At 68.7% G+C, this 15,468-nt stretch carries 15 protein-coding genes; 10 read left to right on the top strand and 5 right to left on the bottom strand.

The features are described 5' to 3' along the window. Positions 1 to 82: 82 nt before the first annotated feature. The gene (locus tag F1C10_RS15470; RefSeq protein WP_185207543.1) at positions 83 to 829 is read right to left on the bottom strand and encodes a Bax inhibitor-1/YccA family protein; all 747 of its coding nucleotides are present in this window, start codon (positions 827 to 829) and stop codon (positions 83 to 85) included. Positions 830 to 957: 128 nt separating this feature from the next. On the opposite strand from F1C10_RS15470, the gene thpR reads away from it, so the two are divergent. The 8 genes from thpR (at position 958) to F1C10_RS15430 (ending at position 10,203) form a co-directional block, all read left to right on the top strand. Further along, positions 958 to 1,500, top strand: a complete 543-nt coding sequence (gene thpR / locus F1C10_RS15465) for an RNA 2',3'-cyclic phosphodiesterase (RefSeq protein ID WP_185207541.1) — start codon at positions 958 to 960, stop codon at positions 1,498 to 1,500. 43 nt (positions 1,501 to 1,543) lie between these two features. After that, positions 1,544 to 3,103 (top strand): MFS transporter, encoded by a 1,560-nt coding sequence (locus F1C10_RS15460; protein ID WP_185207539.1) that lies wholly within the window; start codon positions 1,544 to 1,546, stop codon positions 3,101 to 3,103. Between the two features lie 19 nt (positions 3,104 to 3,122). After that, complete coding sequence (locus tag F1C10_RS15455) at positions 3,123 to 3,848, top strand: 1-acyl-sn-glycerol-3-phosphate acyltransferase (RefSeq protein ID WP_185207537.1); 726 nt, start codon at positions 3,123 to 3,125, stop codon at positions 3,846 to 3,848. Positions 3,849 to 3,927: 79 nt separating this feature from the next. Further along, positions 3,928 to 5,253, top strand: a complete 1,326-nt coding sequence (gene miaB, locus F1C10_RS15450; protein ID WP_185207535.1) for a tRNA (N6-isopentenyl adenosine(37)-C2)-methylthiotransferase MiaB — start codon at positions 3,928 to 3,930, stop codon at positions 5,251 to 5,253. 224 nt (positions 5,254 to 5,477) lie between these two features. Continuing rightward, on the top strand, positions 5,478 to 7,601 hold the full coding sequence (locus F1C10_RS15445) for a M10 family metallopeptidase C-terminal domain-containing protein (RefSeq protein ID WP_185207533.1): 2,124 nt from the start codon (positions 5,478 to 5,480) through the stop codon (positions 7,599 to 7,601). Positions 7,602 to 7,734: 133 nt separating this feature from the next. Next, positions 7,735 to 8,736 (top strand): PhoH family protein, encoded by a 1,002-nt coding sequence (locus tag F1C10_RS15440; RefSeq protein ID WP_185207531.1) that lies wholly within the window; start codon positions 7,735 to 7,737, stop codon positions 8,734 to 8,736. Between the two features lie 51 nt (positions 8,737 to 8,787). Beyond that, positions 8,788 to 9,297 carry an rRNA maturation RNase YbeY gene (gene ybeY, locus F1C10_RS15435; protein ID WP_185207530.1) on the top strand — a complete coding sequence of 170 codons (510 nt, stop codon included), beginning with the start codon at positions 8,788 to 8,790 and terminating at the stop codon, positions 9,295 to 9,297. Further along, positions 9,298 to 10,203, top strand: a complete 906-nt coding sequence (locus F1C10_RS15430) for a hemolysin family protein (protein ID WP_185207522.1) — start codon at positions 9,298 to 9,300, stop codon at positions 10,201 to 10,203. A 33-nt stretch (positions 10,204 to 10,236) separates the two neighbouring features. On the opposite strand, the gene F1C10_RS15425 is transcribed toward F1C10_RS15430, so the two are convergent. From F1C10_RS15425 to F1C10_RS15415, 3 genes are read right to left on the bottom strand one after another with little or no spacing between them, the layout of a single operon-like run. Continuing rightward, positions 10,237 to 10,518, bottom strand: a complete 282-nt coding sequence (locus tag F1C10_RS15425) for an ETC complex I subunit (RefSeq protein WP_185207520.1) — start codon at positions 10,516 to 10,518, stop codon at positions 10,237 to 10,239. A 10-nt stretch (positions 10,519 to 10,528) separates the two neighbouring features. Then, on the bottom strand, positions 10,529 to 12,976 hold the full coding sequence (hrpB, locus tag F1C10_RS15420; RefSeq protein ID WP_185210294.1) for an ATP-dependent helicase HrpB: 2,448 nt from the start codon (positions 12,974 to 12,976) through the stop codon (positions 10,529 to 10,531). 36 nt (positions 12,977 to 13,012) lie between these two features. Then, positions 13,013 to 14,005 carry an adenosine kinase gene (locus F1C10_RS15415; protein WP_185207518.1) on the bottom strand — a complete coding sequence of 331 codons (993 nt, stop codon included), beginning with the start codon at positions 14,003 to 14,005 and terminating at the stop codon, positions 13,013 to 13,015. Positions 14,006 to 14,139: 134 nt separating this feature from the next. Between F1C10_RS15415 and F1C10_RS15410 the strand changes: the two genes are divergently transcribed. Beyond that, entirely contained in the window at positions 14,140 to 14,808 is a 669-nt protein-coding gene (locus F1C10_RS15410) for an EI24 domain-containing protein (RefSeq protein WP_185207516.1), read from the top strand. After that, positions 14,805 to 15,170, top strand: a complete 366-nt coding sequence (locus F1C10_RS15405; protein ID WP_185207514.1) for a hypothetical protein — start codon at positions 14,805 to 14,807, stop codon at positions 15,168 to 15,170. The genes F1C10_RS15410 and F1C10_RS15405 overlap by 4 nt, the downstream gene beginning before the upstream one ends. 10 nt (positions 15,171 to 15,180) lie before the next feature. On the opposite strand, the gene F1C10_RS15400 is transcribed toward F1C10_RS15405, so the two are convergent. After that, complete coding sequence (locus F1C10_RS15400) at positions 15,181 to 15,351, bottom strand: hypothetical protein (protein ID WP_185207512.1); 171 nt, start codon at positions 15,349 to 15,351, stop codon at positions 15,181 to 15,183. Positions 15,352 to 15,468 lie beyond the last annotated feature (117 nt).

Genomic DNA, 15,468 nt, shown 5'->3' with positions numbered 1-15,468 from the left:
TGGCGGCAAAGAGAAGGCCCGGCGAGTTTCCCCGCCGGGCCCGGTATTCGTTGCTAGGTTCGATCGTGCGACCGGGCGGCGACTATTCGCGCTGGCCGAGGAACGAGAGCAGGAACTGGAACATGTTGACGAAGTCGAGATAGAGCGACAGCGCGCCCATGATCACGGCCTTGCCCATCATGTCGGTTCCCGCGACGTGGGCGTACATCTCCTTGATGCGCTGCGTATCGTAGGCGGTGAGGCCGGCGAAGAGCAGCACGCCGATCGCGCTGATGCCCATCTGCAGCGCCGAGGACTTCAGCCAGATGTTGAGCAGCGAGGCGACGAGAATGCCGACGACGCCCATGATGAGGAAGGTGCCGAACGCCTGCAGGTTACGCTTCGTCGTATAGCCGTAGATGCTGAGCGACAGGAAGGCGACCGCGGTGGCGAAGAACGTCGTCGCGATCGAGGCGCCGGTGTAGACGAGGAAGATCGTCGACATCGACAGGCCCATGATGCCCGCGAACGCCCAGAACAAAAGCTGCGCAGTGCCGGTCGACAGGCGATTGATCCCGAAGCTGAGCACCATCACGAACGCCAGCGGCGAGAACATGATGATGTACTTCAGGATGCCCGGCTGCATGAAGACCTGCGCCGCCATGCTGTCGCGGCCGCCGCTGGAAAACAGCATCGCGACGATGCCGGTGAGCAGCACACCCGAAGCCATGTAGTTATAGACCGACAGCATGTACTTGCGGAGGCCCGCATCATATGTCGATCCACGCGTGCCCGGTACGCTCGCGCCGAACGCGCTCGCGGTCGGACGGGGGTCGGACCAGTTGGCCATTGTCAGTTTGCTCCTTCGTCCGGCAAGGGGCCGGACCCGTTCGGAATATCGCGTGCGCGGGCCTAAAGTTCAAGCTGGCGGGCGGGTGGCAACAGTTCGTCACATGAGGGCGAGAAAGGAGCGCGGGATTGCACCGTCTGTTCGTTGCGCTGCGCCCGCCGCCGGCGATCCGTGAGACGCTGATCGATACGATGGACGGCGTGCCCGGCGCGCGCTGGCAGGATGACGAGCAGCTGCACCTGACGCTGCGCTTCGTCGGCGCGGTCGATCGCCCGGTGGCGGAGGATATCGCCGCGGCGCTCGCGAGCCTCCACGCGCCGACGCCCACCGTATCGCTCGCCGGCGTCGGCCGGTTCGAGCATCGCGGGCGGAGCGAGGCGCTGTGGGCTGCGCTCGCGCCGCACGAGCCGCTGGCAGCGCTGCACCGCAAGGTCGACCAGGCAATGGTGCGCGTCGGCCTGCCGCCCGAACGGCGCGCCTATCTGCCGCACGTCACGCTGGCGCGGCTGCCGCGCAGTTTGGGCGCGGAGGAAGCGGTTGGCGCGTGGCTCGCGCGGCATGCCGCGTTGCGCTCAGCGCCGTTCGCGCTGCCGCACCTCGTGCTGTACGAGAGCCACCTCGGCCAGGCAGGGGCGAGCTACACGCCAATCGCCCGCTGGCCCCTCGCCTGATGCTCTGTTACCCCGGGCCGAGTTGCTTGAGGGAGGGGATTGGATGACGACCGACGCGGACGGTGAATACCGTGCCACCGGCTATGCCTGGTACGTGCTGTCGATCCTGTTCGTGGTCTACATCCTGAATTTCATCGACCGGCAGGTGATCTCGATCCTGGCCGAGGACATCAAGCGCGACCTGAACCTGCGCGACGAGGATCTGGGGTTCCTGTACGGCACCGCGTTCGGCGTGTTCTACGCGCTGTTCGGCATCCCGCTCGGCCGGCTGGCGGACAGTTGGCACCGCGTGCGGCTGATCAGCGCGGGGCTTGCCTTGTGGTCGACGATGACCGCGCTGTCGGGGCTGTCGCGCACCGGCGGGCAGCTCGCCGCGGCGCGGATCGGCGTCGGCATCGGCGAAGCGACGGCGAGCCCGTCGGCCTATTCGCTGATCTCGGACTATTTCCCCAAGCGGCTGCGCGCGACGGCGCTGTCGATCTATTCGGCCGGGATCTACGTCGGCGGCGGCATCTCGCTGTTCATCGGCGGGCTGATCGTGCAGAACTGGAACCGCGCCTATCCCGGCGGCGGGCCGTTCGGGCTGGTCGGCTGGCAGGCGGCATTCCTCGCGGTCGGCATCCCCGGCCTCGTCATCGCGCTGTGGATCGCGACGCTGCGCGAGCCGGTGCGCGGGCTCTCCGAAGGGCTGGCGCAGGAGCCACATCCGACGCCGTTCAAGGCGTTCTTCGAAGAGCTGGTCACGATCATCCCGCCGCTGACGCTGATCGGCGCGGCGCGGCACGGGACGCGCGTGCTGGTGACGAACGTGATCGCCGCCGCCGTGATCATCGGTATCATAGCGCTCCTGGTCAGCTTCGGCGAGCCGTTGCCCCAGTGGATTGCAGTCGGGCTCGGCGTCTATGCGGTCTTCTCTTGGGCGAGCACGCTGCGCTTTCGCGATCCGCCGACCTTCGCGCTGATCGTCGGCACGCCGGCGTTCCTGTGCACGGTGGTCGCTTACGGCCTCAACGCCTTTCTCAGCTACGCCGCGGGCTTCTGGGCGGCACCCTATGCGATGCGCGATCTCGGCATCTCGCCGGCCGAGGCGGGGCTGATCCTCGGCGGCCAGGGCGCTCTGTCGGGCTTCCTCGGCGTCACCGTCGGCGGCATCCTCGGCGATCGGTTGCGCAGGAAGCATCCGGGTGGGCGGCTGATCATGGTCGCGCTGGGTGCGGTGATCCCGGCGCCGTTCATGGCGATCGCCTTCACCACCGACACGCCGATCGTCCTCTACGTCTGCCTGTTCCTCGCGCAGTTCACCGCGAGCTGGGGTCTGGGATCTTCCGCGGCGACGACGCAGGATCTCGTCCTGCCGCGGATGCGCGGGACGGCGACAGCGACCTATTTCATCGGCACGACGCTGATCGGGCTCGCGATGGGGCCGTATCTCGCAGGACGCGTCTCGTCGCTGACCGGCAGCCTGTCGACCGGCATGCTGTCGCTGCTCGTGACGGTGCCGATAACACTGGCGGCGGCGATCGCGGCGTTCAGGCTCGTCCCCGCCGCCGAGGCGAGCCGCGAGGCGCGCGCGCGCGCGGCGGGCGAGCCGGACCTCGCCTGACGCCGCACCGGGCGCGACGATGGGCCGCATCCGTATCGCGCTGCGGCTGGCCGCGCTCGTCGCCGCGCTGCTCGGCGCGCTGCCGCTGCATGCGCTGTGGCGGCTCTTCCGCCTGCCCTCGCCGTGGCCGCGGCTGTTCCTTGCCGGTGTCGGCTGGATCGTGGGGGCGCGGCGGCGCACGATCGGCACGCCGCTGACGCACGACGTGGTGTTCGTTTCCAATCACCTGAGCTGGATGGACATTCCCTTGCTCGCCGGGCGCAGCGGCAGCGCGTTCGTCGCCAAGGCGGAACTTCGCCAGGTGCCGCTGGTCGGCTGGCTGTGCACGCTCAACCGCACGATCTTCGTGCGCCGCGAGGACCGGATGGCGGTGGCGGAGCAGATCGATTTGCTGCGCGACGCGCTGGCCGAGAATCAGGCGATCACCGTCTTCCCCGAAGGGACGACCGGCGACGGCGCGACGCTGCTGCCGTTCAAGGCCGCGCTGCTCGCGGTGCTCGATCCGCCGCCGCCGGGCGTGCGCGTTCAGCCGGTGCGGATCGATTACGGCGCGGCGACGCGCGAGCTCGCCTGGGTCGGCGACGAGCCGGGGCAGGCGCATGCCGCGCGCGTGCTGCGCCGGCGCGGGAACTTCACTGCGACGCTGACCTTCTGCGAGCCGTTCGATCCGCGTGACGTGCCCGGCCGCAAGGCGACCGCGGCCGAAGCACGGGCGCGGATCGCCGCGGCGGGCGGCGAGGGCTAAGGCCGGCGGGCATTAAGGGCTAAGCGCCGCAGGCTGGGGGGCGGTGGCGAAACGGCCGCGCCGCCGCTATAGCCGCGCGATGGTGAAACCGACCCCAAAGACCTTTGCCGTCAAATCCTTCGGCTGCCAGATGAACGTCTACGACGGCGAGCGGATGGCCGAGCTGATGGCCGGCCAGGGCATGACCGCGGTCGACGCCGCCGACGCCGATCTGGTCGTCCTCAACACCTGCCACATCCGCGAGAAGGCGACCGAGAAGGTGTTCTCCGACATCGGCCGGCTGCGCAAGGACCGCCGCGTCCGCGCGCTCGACGCGCCGATGATCGCGGTCGCCGGCTGCGTCGCGCAGGCCGAAGGCGAGGAGATCGTGCGCCGCGCCAAGGTCGACGTCGTCGTCGGGCCGCAGGCGTATCACAATCTGCCCGCGCTGGTTTCCGCCGCGGCCGCGGGCGCGCCGGCACTTGATACCGACATGCCGCTCGCCTCGAAGTTCGGTGCCCTCCCCGCGCGGCGCCGCGTGGGGCCGACCGCGTTCCTGACGGTGCAGGAGGGGTGCGACAAGTTCTGCACCTATTGCGTCGTGCCCTATACGCGCGGCGCCGAAGTCAGCCGGCCGTTCGCGGCGATCGTCGACGAGGCGAAGGCGCTGGTCGACGCCGGCGCGCGCGAGATCACGCTGCTCGGCCAGAACGTCAACGCGTGGGAGGATGCCGACGGGCGCGGGCTGCACGATCTGATCCGCACGCTCGATCGTATCCCGGGGCTCGCGCGGATCCGCTACACTACCAGCCACCCGAACGACATGAAACAGGGGCTGATCGACGCGCACGGCGACGTCGAGAGCCTGATGCCGTTCCTTCACTTGCCGGTGCAGGCGGGCAGCGACCGCGTGCTGAAGGCGATGAACCGCAGCCATAGCCGCGATTCGTACCTGCGCCTGCTCGACCGCATCCGCGCGGTGCGCCCCGACATCGCGCTGTCGGGGGATTTCATCGTCGGCTTCCCCGGCGAGAGCGAGGCGGACTTCGCCGACACGCTGAGCCTCGTCGACGCGGTCGGCTACGCGCAGGCGTTCAGCTTCAAGTACAGCCCGCGCCCCGGCACGCCCGCGGCAGACATGGGCGACCAGATCGCGCCCGCGGTGATGGACGAGCGGCTGCAGCGGTTGCAGGCGGCGCTCAACCGTGACCAGCATGCGTTCAACGCGGCGAGCGTCGGCAAGACCTGCGCGGTGCTGATCGAGCGGCGCGGCAAGCTCGCCGGACAGATGCTGGGCAAATCGCCGTGGCTGCAATCGGTGCTGGTCGAAGACGACGTTGCAATAGGTGATATTGTTACATTGCAGATTACCGGTGCGGGCCCGAATTCCCTGGTCGGTCGCACACTATTCGCGGCGGCGGCCTGACGACTTTTCACCTTATTCTTTTCCCACAGCAATTGTAGCGATTGACAAATCGGCCGGGGCGGCCAAACCTGCGAACATAACAAGAAAAAGATTTGTTCACGCACGGCAATCGCAAGACCGCCTCGATCGACGTCCGACCGTCACCGCCCGACCATTCCAGTCGGGTTGGTCGGACGCAGAGTGTTCGGCTTGCGCGACGCAAACAGTTGATCAGGGAGGAATGAATGTCGAATGTAGACGCGCCAACAGGCGCGATGTGCCAGTGCCCCGCCTGTGTCGGCGGCAGCGGCACGCATCCTGAAAACACCTTCTGGGACGACGGGCGCTACGTCTCCTACGGCTCGGTCGATCCCGATGCCGGCGGCTCACTCAACGGCAAGCCGATCTGGACCGTCGACGAGGTTGCCGACAATCTCGTGCGCACCGGCCAGAACTGGTACGTCAACAACTACGGCGAGCTGAACGACGGCGTCCTGAACTACGGCTTCTGGAAGAACTACGGCGAGCTGCAGAACAGCTATTATTTCAACGCCACGGGGACCGATTATTTCGCCGAGGGCGAGAAGGAGAATTTCTCCGCCTTCAATGCCGGCCAGAAGGGCATTGCGCGCGATGCGATGAAGCTGTGGGATGAGGTGACCAGCATCTCGTTCCGTGAGACCAAGTCGTTCGACGCGGATATCACGTTCGGCAACACCTCCACCGGTGGTGCGCAGGCCTATGCCTATCTGCCGTTCGGCGCGGGTCTCGATCAGGCGTACAAGGACCAGTACGATTTCTCCGAAGTCGGCCGGCTCGGCGGCGACGTGTGGATCGACGGCTTCGTTTCGTCGAACTTCAACCCGCTCGCCAACAGCTACTACGCCGTGACGACGATGATCCACGAGATCGGTCACGCGATCGGCCTCAGCCATCCGGGCGACTATAACGCGACCGACGACAATGACGGTGATGGCCAGCCCGATCCGATCACCTACGCGAACGATGCGAAGTTCGCGCAGGATTCGCGCCAGTATTCGATCATGAGCTATTTCGACGCTTATGAGACGGGCGCGCAGCACATCGATTTCACGCTGACCAACTTCGCCTATGCCGCGACCCCGCTGGTGCACGACATCGCCGCGATCCAGCAGGTCTATGGTGCCGACACGACGACGCGCACGGGTAACACCGTGTACGGATTCAACTCGACCGCGCGCAACGACGCCTACGATTTCACGCTCAACCTGCGCCCGATCGTGACGATCTGGGATGCCGGCGGCCGCGACACGCTCGACTTCTCGGGCTGGGACACGCCGTCGATCATCGACCTCAACGAAGGCTCGTTCTCGTCGGGTGGCGGCGTGATCGAATTCCCCTCGCTCGAGGAAGTAAACGCCAAGCGCGCCGAGCTCGGCTTCGCGCCGCGCTCGCAGGAGACCTATGACTTCTACGTCGGTCTGCGCGAGGAACTCGGCCTCACCAACGGCCTGTTCACCGACAACGTCTCGATCGCGTACGGCGCGACGATCGAGAATGCCGTCGGCGGCGGCGGCAACGACCTCATCATCGTCAACGGCGTCGCGAACCGCGTCGATGGCGGCGCGGGGATCGATACCGTCAGCTACGAAACCGCTACCGAAGGGGCGATCATGTCGCTCCAGACCGGCATCGGCAATGTCGGTGCGCTGGGCGATCGCCTGGTCAACGTCGAGAATCTGATCGGCTCGGCGTTCAACGATCGTCTGACGGGTAGCGTCAACGACAACACCTTCGAAGGCGGCGCGGGCAACGATCGCCTGACCGGCAACGGCGGGGTCGACACGTTCGTCTTCAAGGTCGCCAACGGTAGCAGCGGCGTCGACACCATCACCGATTTCGGCCGCGACGACTTCATCGTCACCGACAAGGCGCTCGCCGATCCGAACCGTGACGGCGTGATCAACGTCGCGTCGAATGGCGTGCTGGTGATCGACAATGCGACGACGTCGCGTGTCGTGCTGCAGGGCGGTCTCGATCTCAGCGCCGGGCTGCGGCTCGCCGGCGAAGAGAACGGCCTGTATTACTATCGCTACAACGGTGCGCCGACGTCGGCGATGCCGACGGTGACCGACGCGTTCGCCGCCGGCCGCGTCTACGAAGCCGCACCGACGCTGGAGGAACTGGGCTTCACCGCGCCGACCAGCCCGATGGCGCACGACTCGGCGCCGCTCTCCGGGCTCGACGATGCGCGCCAGGCGATGGGTTCGGTTTCGGCCGGAGCGTTCGCTGGCCCTGCGGCCGAGTTCGTCGATGTCGAGACGCACCTTGCCTTCACGCCGCTGAAGGACTTCCAGCTGGTCGATATGCTGCACGTCGCCCTGGTATAAGCCACGGCGCGATGATCGGGGCCCCGGAACGCACCAGCGTTCCGGGGCCCTTTTCTTTTGCGGGAACGAAAGGGACTTACCCGGCGTCATCGCACCTGTCAGGATCGGCGCTCAACCGGCGCCAAGGAGCACAATGAGCCGAAAGCCAATTCCCGCGCAGACGGGCGAGAGAAGCCGAACCGAATTGACGTTCGAGCGGCCGCAGATGCTGAGCGTGCTGTTTGGGCAATATGACCGCAATCTTGTCGCGCTCGAGAACCGGCTTGGCGTCTACATCACCGCGCGCGGCAACCGCGTTGGGCTGGAAGGCACGGCCGAGCAGGTGGCGATCGCGCGCGACGTGCTGAACGACCTGTACCAGCGCGCCGTGCGCGGCGAGGAAGTCGACGCCGGGCTGGTCGACGCGTCGATCGCGATGGCCGCGGAACCGACGCTCGACGGCATAATCTCGGCCGAGCGCGCGGGCGGTGCGCCGCCGATCATGATCCGCACACGCAAGAAGACGATCGTGCCGCGCACGCCGGCGCAAGCGCATTACATGCGCGAACTCGTCACGCACGACATGATCTTCGCGCTCGGCCCGGCGGGCACGGGCAAGACCTATCTCGCCGTCGCGCAGGCAGTCGCGCAGCTCATCACCGGCAGCGTCCAGCGACTGATCCTGTCGCGCCCCGCGGTCGAGGCGGGCGAGCGGCTCGGCTTCCTGCCGGGCGACATGAAGGAGAAGGTCGATCCCTATCTGCGCCCGCTCTACGACGCGCTGTACGACTGCCTGCCCGCCGAGCAGGTCGAGCGGCGCATCGCGAGCGGCGAGATCGAGATCGCGCCGATCGCCTTCATGCGCGGCCGCACGCTCGCCGACGCCTTCGTGATCCTCGACGAAGCGCAGAATACGACGCCCGCACAGATGAAAATGTTCCTCACCCGCTTCGGCCAGAACAGCCGCATGGTGATCTGCGGTGATCCGAACCAAACCGACCTGCCCGGCGGCGTGGCGGCGAGCGGGCTCGCCGATGCGACGATGCGGCTCGACGGTGTCGAGGGCATTTCGCTGTGCCGCTTCACCGCCGCCGACGTCGTGCGCCACCCGATCGTCGGCCGGATCGTCGAGGCGTATGAGGGACGCGATGGCTGAGCGCATGATGCGGCATTACAAACGCGGGCGAATCGTGCACACGGGGCGGCGATGATCGAGATCGCGCTGTCGCACGAGGCGCCGTGGCCGGACGCGGACTGGGAAACGCTGGCCGCCGCGGGCGCGCGCGCCGCGATCACCGCCACGCCATACGGCACGCTGCTCACCTCCCCCGCCGCGGTCGAGATCAGCGTCCGCCTGACCTCCGACGACGAGGTGCACGCGCTCAACCGGCAGTATCGCGGCAAGGACAAGCCGACCAACGTCCTGTCCTTTCCGATGGTGCAGCCGGACCTCATCGATACCGTCAGCCAGAATTCGGACGACGGCGAGGTGCTGCTGGGCGACATCGTGCTGGCGCACGGCGTGTGCAACGCGGAGGCGACGGAGCGCGGCCTATCGACCGAGGATCACCTGACGCATTTGATCGTGCACGGCACGCTGCATCTGCTAGGCTACGATCATCTGACCGACGACGAGGGGGATGCGATGGAGACGATCGAGCGCGATGCGCTCGCGACGCTCGGCATTGCTGACCCCTACGCCATACGAGAGGACTAAGTGTCCGACGACCGAAGTAGCGCCGGCAACGGCGCACCCAATGACGGCAGCATCTGGCGCGGCCTGCGTACCCTGATCTTCGGCGATACCGAGGAAGCGACGCTGCGCGACGTGCTCGAGGCGGCGATCGACCGGCACGAGGAAGATCCCGGCCCCGAGGCGAAGGGTGACATGACGCCGCTCGAGCGGCAGATGGTGCGCAACCTTCTCCATTTCAGCGAGCGCGACGCCGGCGACGTCGGCGTGCCGCGCGCGGACATTATCGCGATCGAGGAGCAGACGACGTTCGACGAGCTCGTCCACGTCTTCGCCGAGGCGGGCGTCAGCCGCCTGCCCGTCTATCGCGAGCGGCTCGATACGATCGTCGGCATGGTCCACATCAAGGACGTGTTCGCGATCCTCGCTACCGACGCGGCTCGACCGGCCGACATCACCACGCTGATCCGCCAGCCGCTGTTCGTGCCGATGAGCCGCGGCGCGCTCGACCTGCTCGCCGACATGCGCCAGACGCGCGTCCACCTCGCCGTCGTGCTCGACGAATATTCGGGCACCGAGGGGCTGGTGACGATCGAGGACCTGATCGAGGAGATCGTCGGCGAGATCGAGGACGAGCATGACGAAGCGCCGGCCGCTTTGCTCGTGCCGCTCGACGGCGGTGCGTGGGAGGCCGATGCGCGCGTCGAGCTGGAGGACATCGCGGAGACGGTAGACGCGCGCTTCGACGAGGAAGACAGCGACGTCGACACGATCGGCGGGCTGACCGCGGTGCTCGCCGGGCGGGTGCCCGAGGCCGGCGAATGCGTCGACCATGCCAGCGGCTGGCGGATCGAGGTGATCGACGCCGACGAACGCCGCGTCAATCGCGTCCGCCTCCACCCGCCGGTGCCGGCGCCGGAAGAGGAATAGAGCGCGGCGCGTGCCGCCGCCGCGGCGCCGGCGTTACTTGAAGTTGTCGGCGTAGGCCTGCAGCTTCAGCGTCCTCTCGGGCGATGGCGTGACGGTGTAGGTGACGCCCTCGCGATCGGCATAGGCAATCGCCGCCTCGCGCGTCGGGAACAGCAACCGCACCTGCTCGTCCGTCTCGCCGCCGCCGGCCCAGCCGGTGAGCGGATCGGCGTGCTTGGGCGCGTCGGACACGAACTCGAGCTGCCAGGCGTCGGTGCGGTGCTTGCCCGATTGCGTGGCGTTCTTCGGGCGCTGGAAGATGCGGGCGTGTGGCATGGCGGTCGCCTTACCGGATGCCGCGCGATCTTGCATCGGCATTTTTCGTGCGCAGCGTGGCGGCGGTGGCGGCGGGATCGTCGGGCCAGGGATGGCGGGGATAGCGGCCGCGCATCTCCTTCGCCACCGCCGCCCAGCTGCCCGCCCAGAAGCCCGGCAGATCGCGCGTCGTCTGGATCGGGCGGCCGGCGGGTGAGGTGAGCGACAGCACCAGCGGCACGCGGTCCGCGCCGACGACGGGATGATCGGCGAGCCCGAACAGCGCCTGAACGCGCAGCTCGACACGCGGGCCCCCCTCCGCCGCATAATCGATCGCGTGGGTGCTGCCCGCGGGGCTGGTGAAATGCGGCGGGGCGATCCGGTCGATCCGCTGCAGCTCGTCCCACGTCAGCAGGCCGCGCAGCGCATCGGTGAGCGCGCCGGGTGGGATCGCGTCGAGCCGGCGGCGCCCGGCGACGAGCGCAGGTAGCCAATCGTCGAGCCGCGCGAGCAGCGTTTCGTCATCGAGCGGCACGCCGGCGAAGGCGGCGCGCTGACGCAGCGCGGTCGCCGCATCGCTCCATGCGAGCAGGGTGACGCCATGGGTGCGGACACCCTCGACCAGCGCGGCCTCGATCGCGGCGGGCGCGGCGTCACTGTCGGGGCCGCCCGACAGCCGCAGCGCGCCGAGCCGCCGCTCGCGAATCGGGCGAACCGCGCCGGTGGCGGGATCAAAGTCGACGCGGCGCTGCGTTTCGATCCGGTCGCCGAGCAGCGCCTCGATCGTCGCGAGATCGATCGCCGCGGCGGACAGGATGCGCGCGCCCGCCGCCATGCCCTGCGTCTCGGCCACCGCGAGCCATTCCTCGCGCGTGAGCGAGGCAGTGGGATCGAGCCGGAAGCCGCGGCCGCCGACCGACGCCCAGGTCTCGCCCGACGCGTCGCGCCGCCGCGCGATGCGATCGGGGAAGGCGAGTGCGACGGCGAGCGCGACAGGGCTGTCGTGCGGGGTCGCGCCGGTGGCGTCGGGCACCGCGCGCGCCCAGCGCTCGGCAAGCTTGCGCGCCGCCTGCGCCTTGGGTGATCGGTCGGCGCGCCAGCGGCGTCGGCGCTGGTCGAGATCGACGTCGCTGCCGCCGAGCCCACGCTCGCCGAGCAGCACCGCGACCTCGGCGGCGGCGCGGGCCTGGCCGATTTTACCGGCACGCAACAACATGTGCGCGAGACGCGGCGGCATCGGCAGCGTCGCGATCGCGCGGCCATGCGGCGTCGGGCGGGTGTCGTCATCGAGCGCATCGAGTGACTTGAGCCGCGCGCGAGCCTCGACGACGGCGGCGGCGGGCGGCGGATCGATCCAGCGCAGGTCGCGCGGATCGGCGACGCCCCAGATGGCGGCGGCGAGCACCAGTGCAGACAGATCGGCCTCGAGGATCTCGGGCGGATCGAAACGCGGTAGGCCCGCAGTGGCCGCCTCCTCCCACAGGCGATAGGCGACGCCCGGCCCCTGCCGCGCGGCGCGCCCGGCGCGCTGCGTCGCCGACGCCTGGCTCGCGCGCTCGGTCACCAGCCGCGTCATGCCGGCGGCGCGATCGTAGCGCGGGCGGCGCGCGAGCCCCGAATCGACGACGATGCGGATGCCGTCGAGCGTCAGGCTGGTTTCCGCGATCGACGTGGCGAGCACGACCTTGCGGCGGCCGTCGGGCTCGGCGCGGATCGCGGCACGCTGCGCGGCGGGATCGAGGCTGCCGTGAAGCCGATGCAGCGCGACGTCGTCGAGTCTTTCGAGCCGCTCCGCCGTCCGCTCGATCTCCGCCACGCCCGGCAGGAAGGCGAGGATGCCCCCTTCCGCATCGCGCAGCGCGAGCCGGATCGTCGCGGCGACCGCATCCTCGATCCGCTCGTGCGTGCGCCCGACGTGGTGCAGTGTGAGCGGCCAGCTTCGCCCGGCGCTCTCGATGACCGGCGCACCCTCCATCACCGCGGCGAAGCGTGCGCCATCGAGCGTCGCAGACATCGCAACGAGGCGCAGGTCCTCACGCAGCCCGGCCTGCGCATCGAGCGCGAGCGCGAGTCCGAAATCACCATCGAGGCTGCGTTCGTGCACCTCGTCGAACAGCACCGCGGAGACGCCGGCGAGTTCGGGATCGCGCTGGATTCGCGCGGTGAAAATCCCCTCGGTCACCACCGTCACGCGCGTCGCGGCGGAGCGCCGCGTATCGAGGCGCGTCGCATAGCCGAAGGTCTGCCCGACGGATTCGCCCGCCAGCGCCGCCATCCGTTCCGCCGCCGCGCGCGCCGCAAGACGGCGCGGCGACAGCAGCAGGATCTCGCCGGTGCACCATCGCTCGGCGAGCAGCGCGGGCGCGACCGCGGTGGTCTTGCCCGCCCCCGGCGGCGCGACGAGCACCGCCGACGATCGAGCGCGCAGCGTCGCGAGCAGATCGGGCAGGACGGCGTGGATCGGCAGCGCGTCAGCCAGAGGCCGCCTCCGCTACGCGATGCGCCGACGCCGCGGTCATACCCGCGCGGCGAGCGCCTTCATGTCGGCGAGCGGGCGCGCGCCGAAGTGGCTGATGATCTCCGCCGCACACAAGGCACCGAGCTTCAGCGAGCGTTCGAGATCCCAGCCACGCGCCTGGCCGTGGAGGAAGCCCGCGGCGAACAGATCGCCCGCCCCGGTCGTGTCGACCACCTTGTCGACCGGCGCCGCGGGCACGCGCACGCGGCGATCGCCCGCGACGGCGCAGGCGCCCGCCTCGCTCAGCGTCACCACGACGAGCGGCACCTTGTCCTTCACCGCGGCGATCGCAGCCTCCGTATCGGCGGCCTGCGTCAGCGACACGATCTCCGCCTCGTTGGCGAACAGCACGTCGATCAGCCGGGCGTCGATCAGTTCGTGGAACGCGTCGCGGTGGCGATCGATGACGAATTCGGCCGACAGCGTGAAGGCGACCTTGCGGCCTGCGGCACGCGCGACGTCGATCGCGGCGCGCATCGCGGCGCGCGGTTCCTCGGGATCCCACAGATAGCCCTCGAGATAGAGGAACTGCGCGTCGGCAATTAGCGCGCGGTCGAGCGCGGCCTCGGGCAGATAGTGCGACGCGCCCAGAAAGGTGTTCATCGTACGCTGCCCGTCGGGCGTCACGAAGATCATGCAGCGGCCCGTCGTCGGGCTGCCCGGGCGCGCCTCGGTATCGAAGCGGATGCCGGCGGCGCGGATGTCGTGCGCGAAGACGTCGCCGAGCTGATCGTCCGCGACCTGGCCGATGAAGGCGCAGTTGCCGCCGAGCGCGGCCATGCCGGCGATCGTGTTCGCCGCCGATCCGCCCGACACCTCCTGCCCCGGCCCCATCTTGGCATAGAGCGCGTCGGCATCCTCGGGCGAGAAGACGAGCGCCATCGCGCCCTTCGTCATGCCGTTGTCGGCGACGAAGGCGTCGGTTGCGGGGGAGAGGATGTCGACGATCGCATTGCCGATCGCGACGACATCATAGGCAGGCTGGGTCACGGTTTCGAGGTCCCGTTCGAAAGAAGGCGTGCGGCCGGCCGATAGGGGCGACCGCAACGAGGTGAAGGATAGCCGCGCCGTAATTGCCGCGCCCGTCTTGCGCAACCGCGCGTCCTTGCGCATTCGAGGACGCCATGTTCGGTGCCTTCGCCCGCAGCCTCGCCCAGCTCGGCGATCGGCCGATCCTGGCGGTGCTCGCCAAGAGCCTGGCGCTGACGCTGGCAATCTTCGCGCTGTTAGGCTCGGGAATTTGGTGGGGGCTCGACGCGTGGCTCGCGGGATCACGCTGGGGCGGCACGCTCGCCTCGGTGGGGGCGCTCGTCGTCACGCTGCTCGCGCTGTGGCTGTTGTTCCGTGCGGTGGCGATCGCGGTCGTCGGGCTGTTCGCCGATACGGTGGTCGCCGCGGTCGAGCGGCGGCACTATCCCGCCGCCTTGGCGAAGGCGCGAGAGATCCCGCTTCATCGCGCGGCGCGGATGGGGCTCGGCTCGGCGGCGCGGTTCGTCGCGATCAATCTGCTGCTCGCGCCGCTATACCTGATCCTGCTCGCGACCGGCATCGGCACCGCGGCGCTGTTCCTCGCCGTCAACGCCTGGCTGCTCGGCCGCGATCTCGGCGACATGGTCGCGGCGCGGCACATGCCTGCCGAGGCGCTGGCGGGCTGGCGTCGCGCGACGGCCGCGCGCCGTTTCCTGCTCGGCCTCGCCGTCACCCTCTTGTTCCTGCTGCCGTTCGTCAACTTCCTCGCACCGGTGATCGGTGCGGCGATGGCGGCGCACCTGTTTCACCGGAGCTCATCATGAAGCCTGCTGCCGTCGTTGCCGCCCTCGCGCTCTTGTCGGGCTGCGCCACCGTACCCGGCGGTACCCCCGAGCGCGCCGATCGCGTGCCGCTGCCGTTCACCGGCGCGGGGCTCGAGCGCGTCATCGGGCAGAATGCCGCCGCGCTGACGCGTCTGCTCGGCGAGCCCAACGCCGACGTCCGCGAAGGAACGGCGCGCAAGCTGCAGTTCCAGAGCCGGATCTGTGTGCTCGACACCTATCTCTACCCGAAGGGATCGGGTGAGCCGCGCGTCACCTATGTCGATGCCCGCCAGCCCGACGGCAGCGCGATCGACCGCGCGAGCTGCGTCGCCGCGTTAACCAGGCGCGACGGCGGGCGATAATGATCGGCTGTTACGACTGGTCGCTGCTGTCCGCGGCGTAAGTCATCGCCGAGGCCGCGGTCGACATTGGCTTGATGTGGAACCAATTGGGATGCTCGGTCGCGACGAGGAATAGGAGCAGGACGGCACCAAAGCCCATGAAAAACACGGACGACAGCAGGCTCTGCTTGATCTCCTCCATGTTTCTTCTCTTTGGTTCGTCCATCTGTTGCACTCCTTATTGGTGAGACGATGATATAAGCCGGCGGATGTTTCCGTGTTTGGGCCAGCTGTAACGATTTCTTGCTGCACCGCGTCA

Source organism: Sphingomonas sp. NBWT7 (assembly GCF_014217605.1).
GTDB lineage: Bacteria > Pseudomonadota > Alphaproteobacteria > Sphingomonadales > Sphingomonadaceae > Sphingomonas.
The sequence above is the reverse complement of the archived record's forward strand: the minus strand, read 5'-3'. Positions and strand labels throughout refer to the sequence as shown.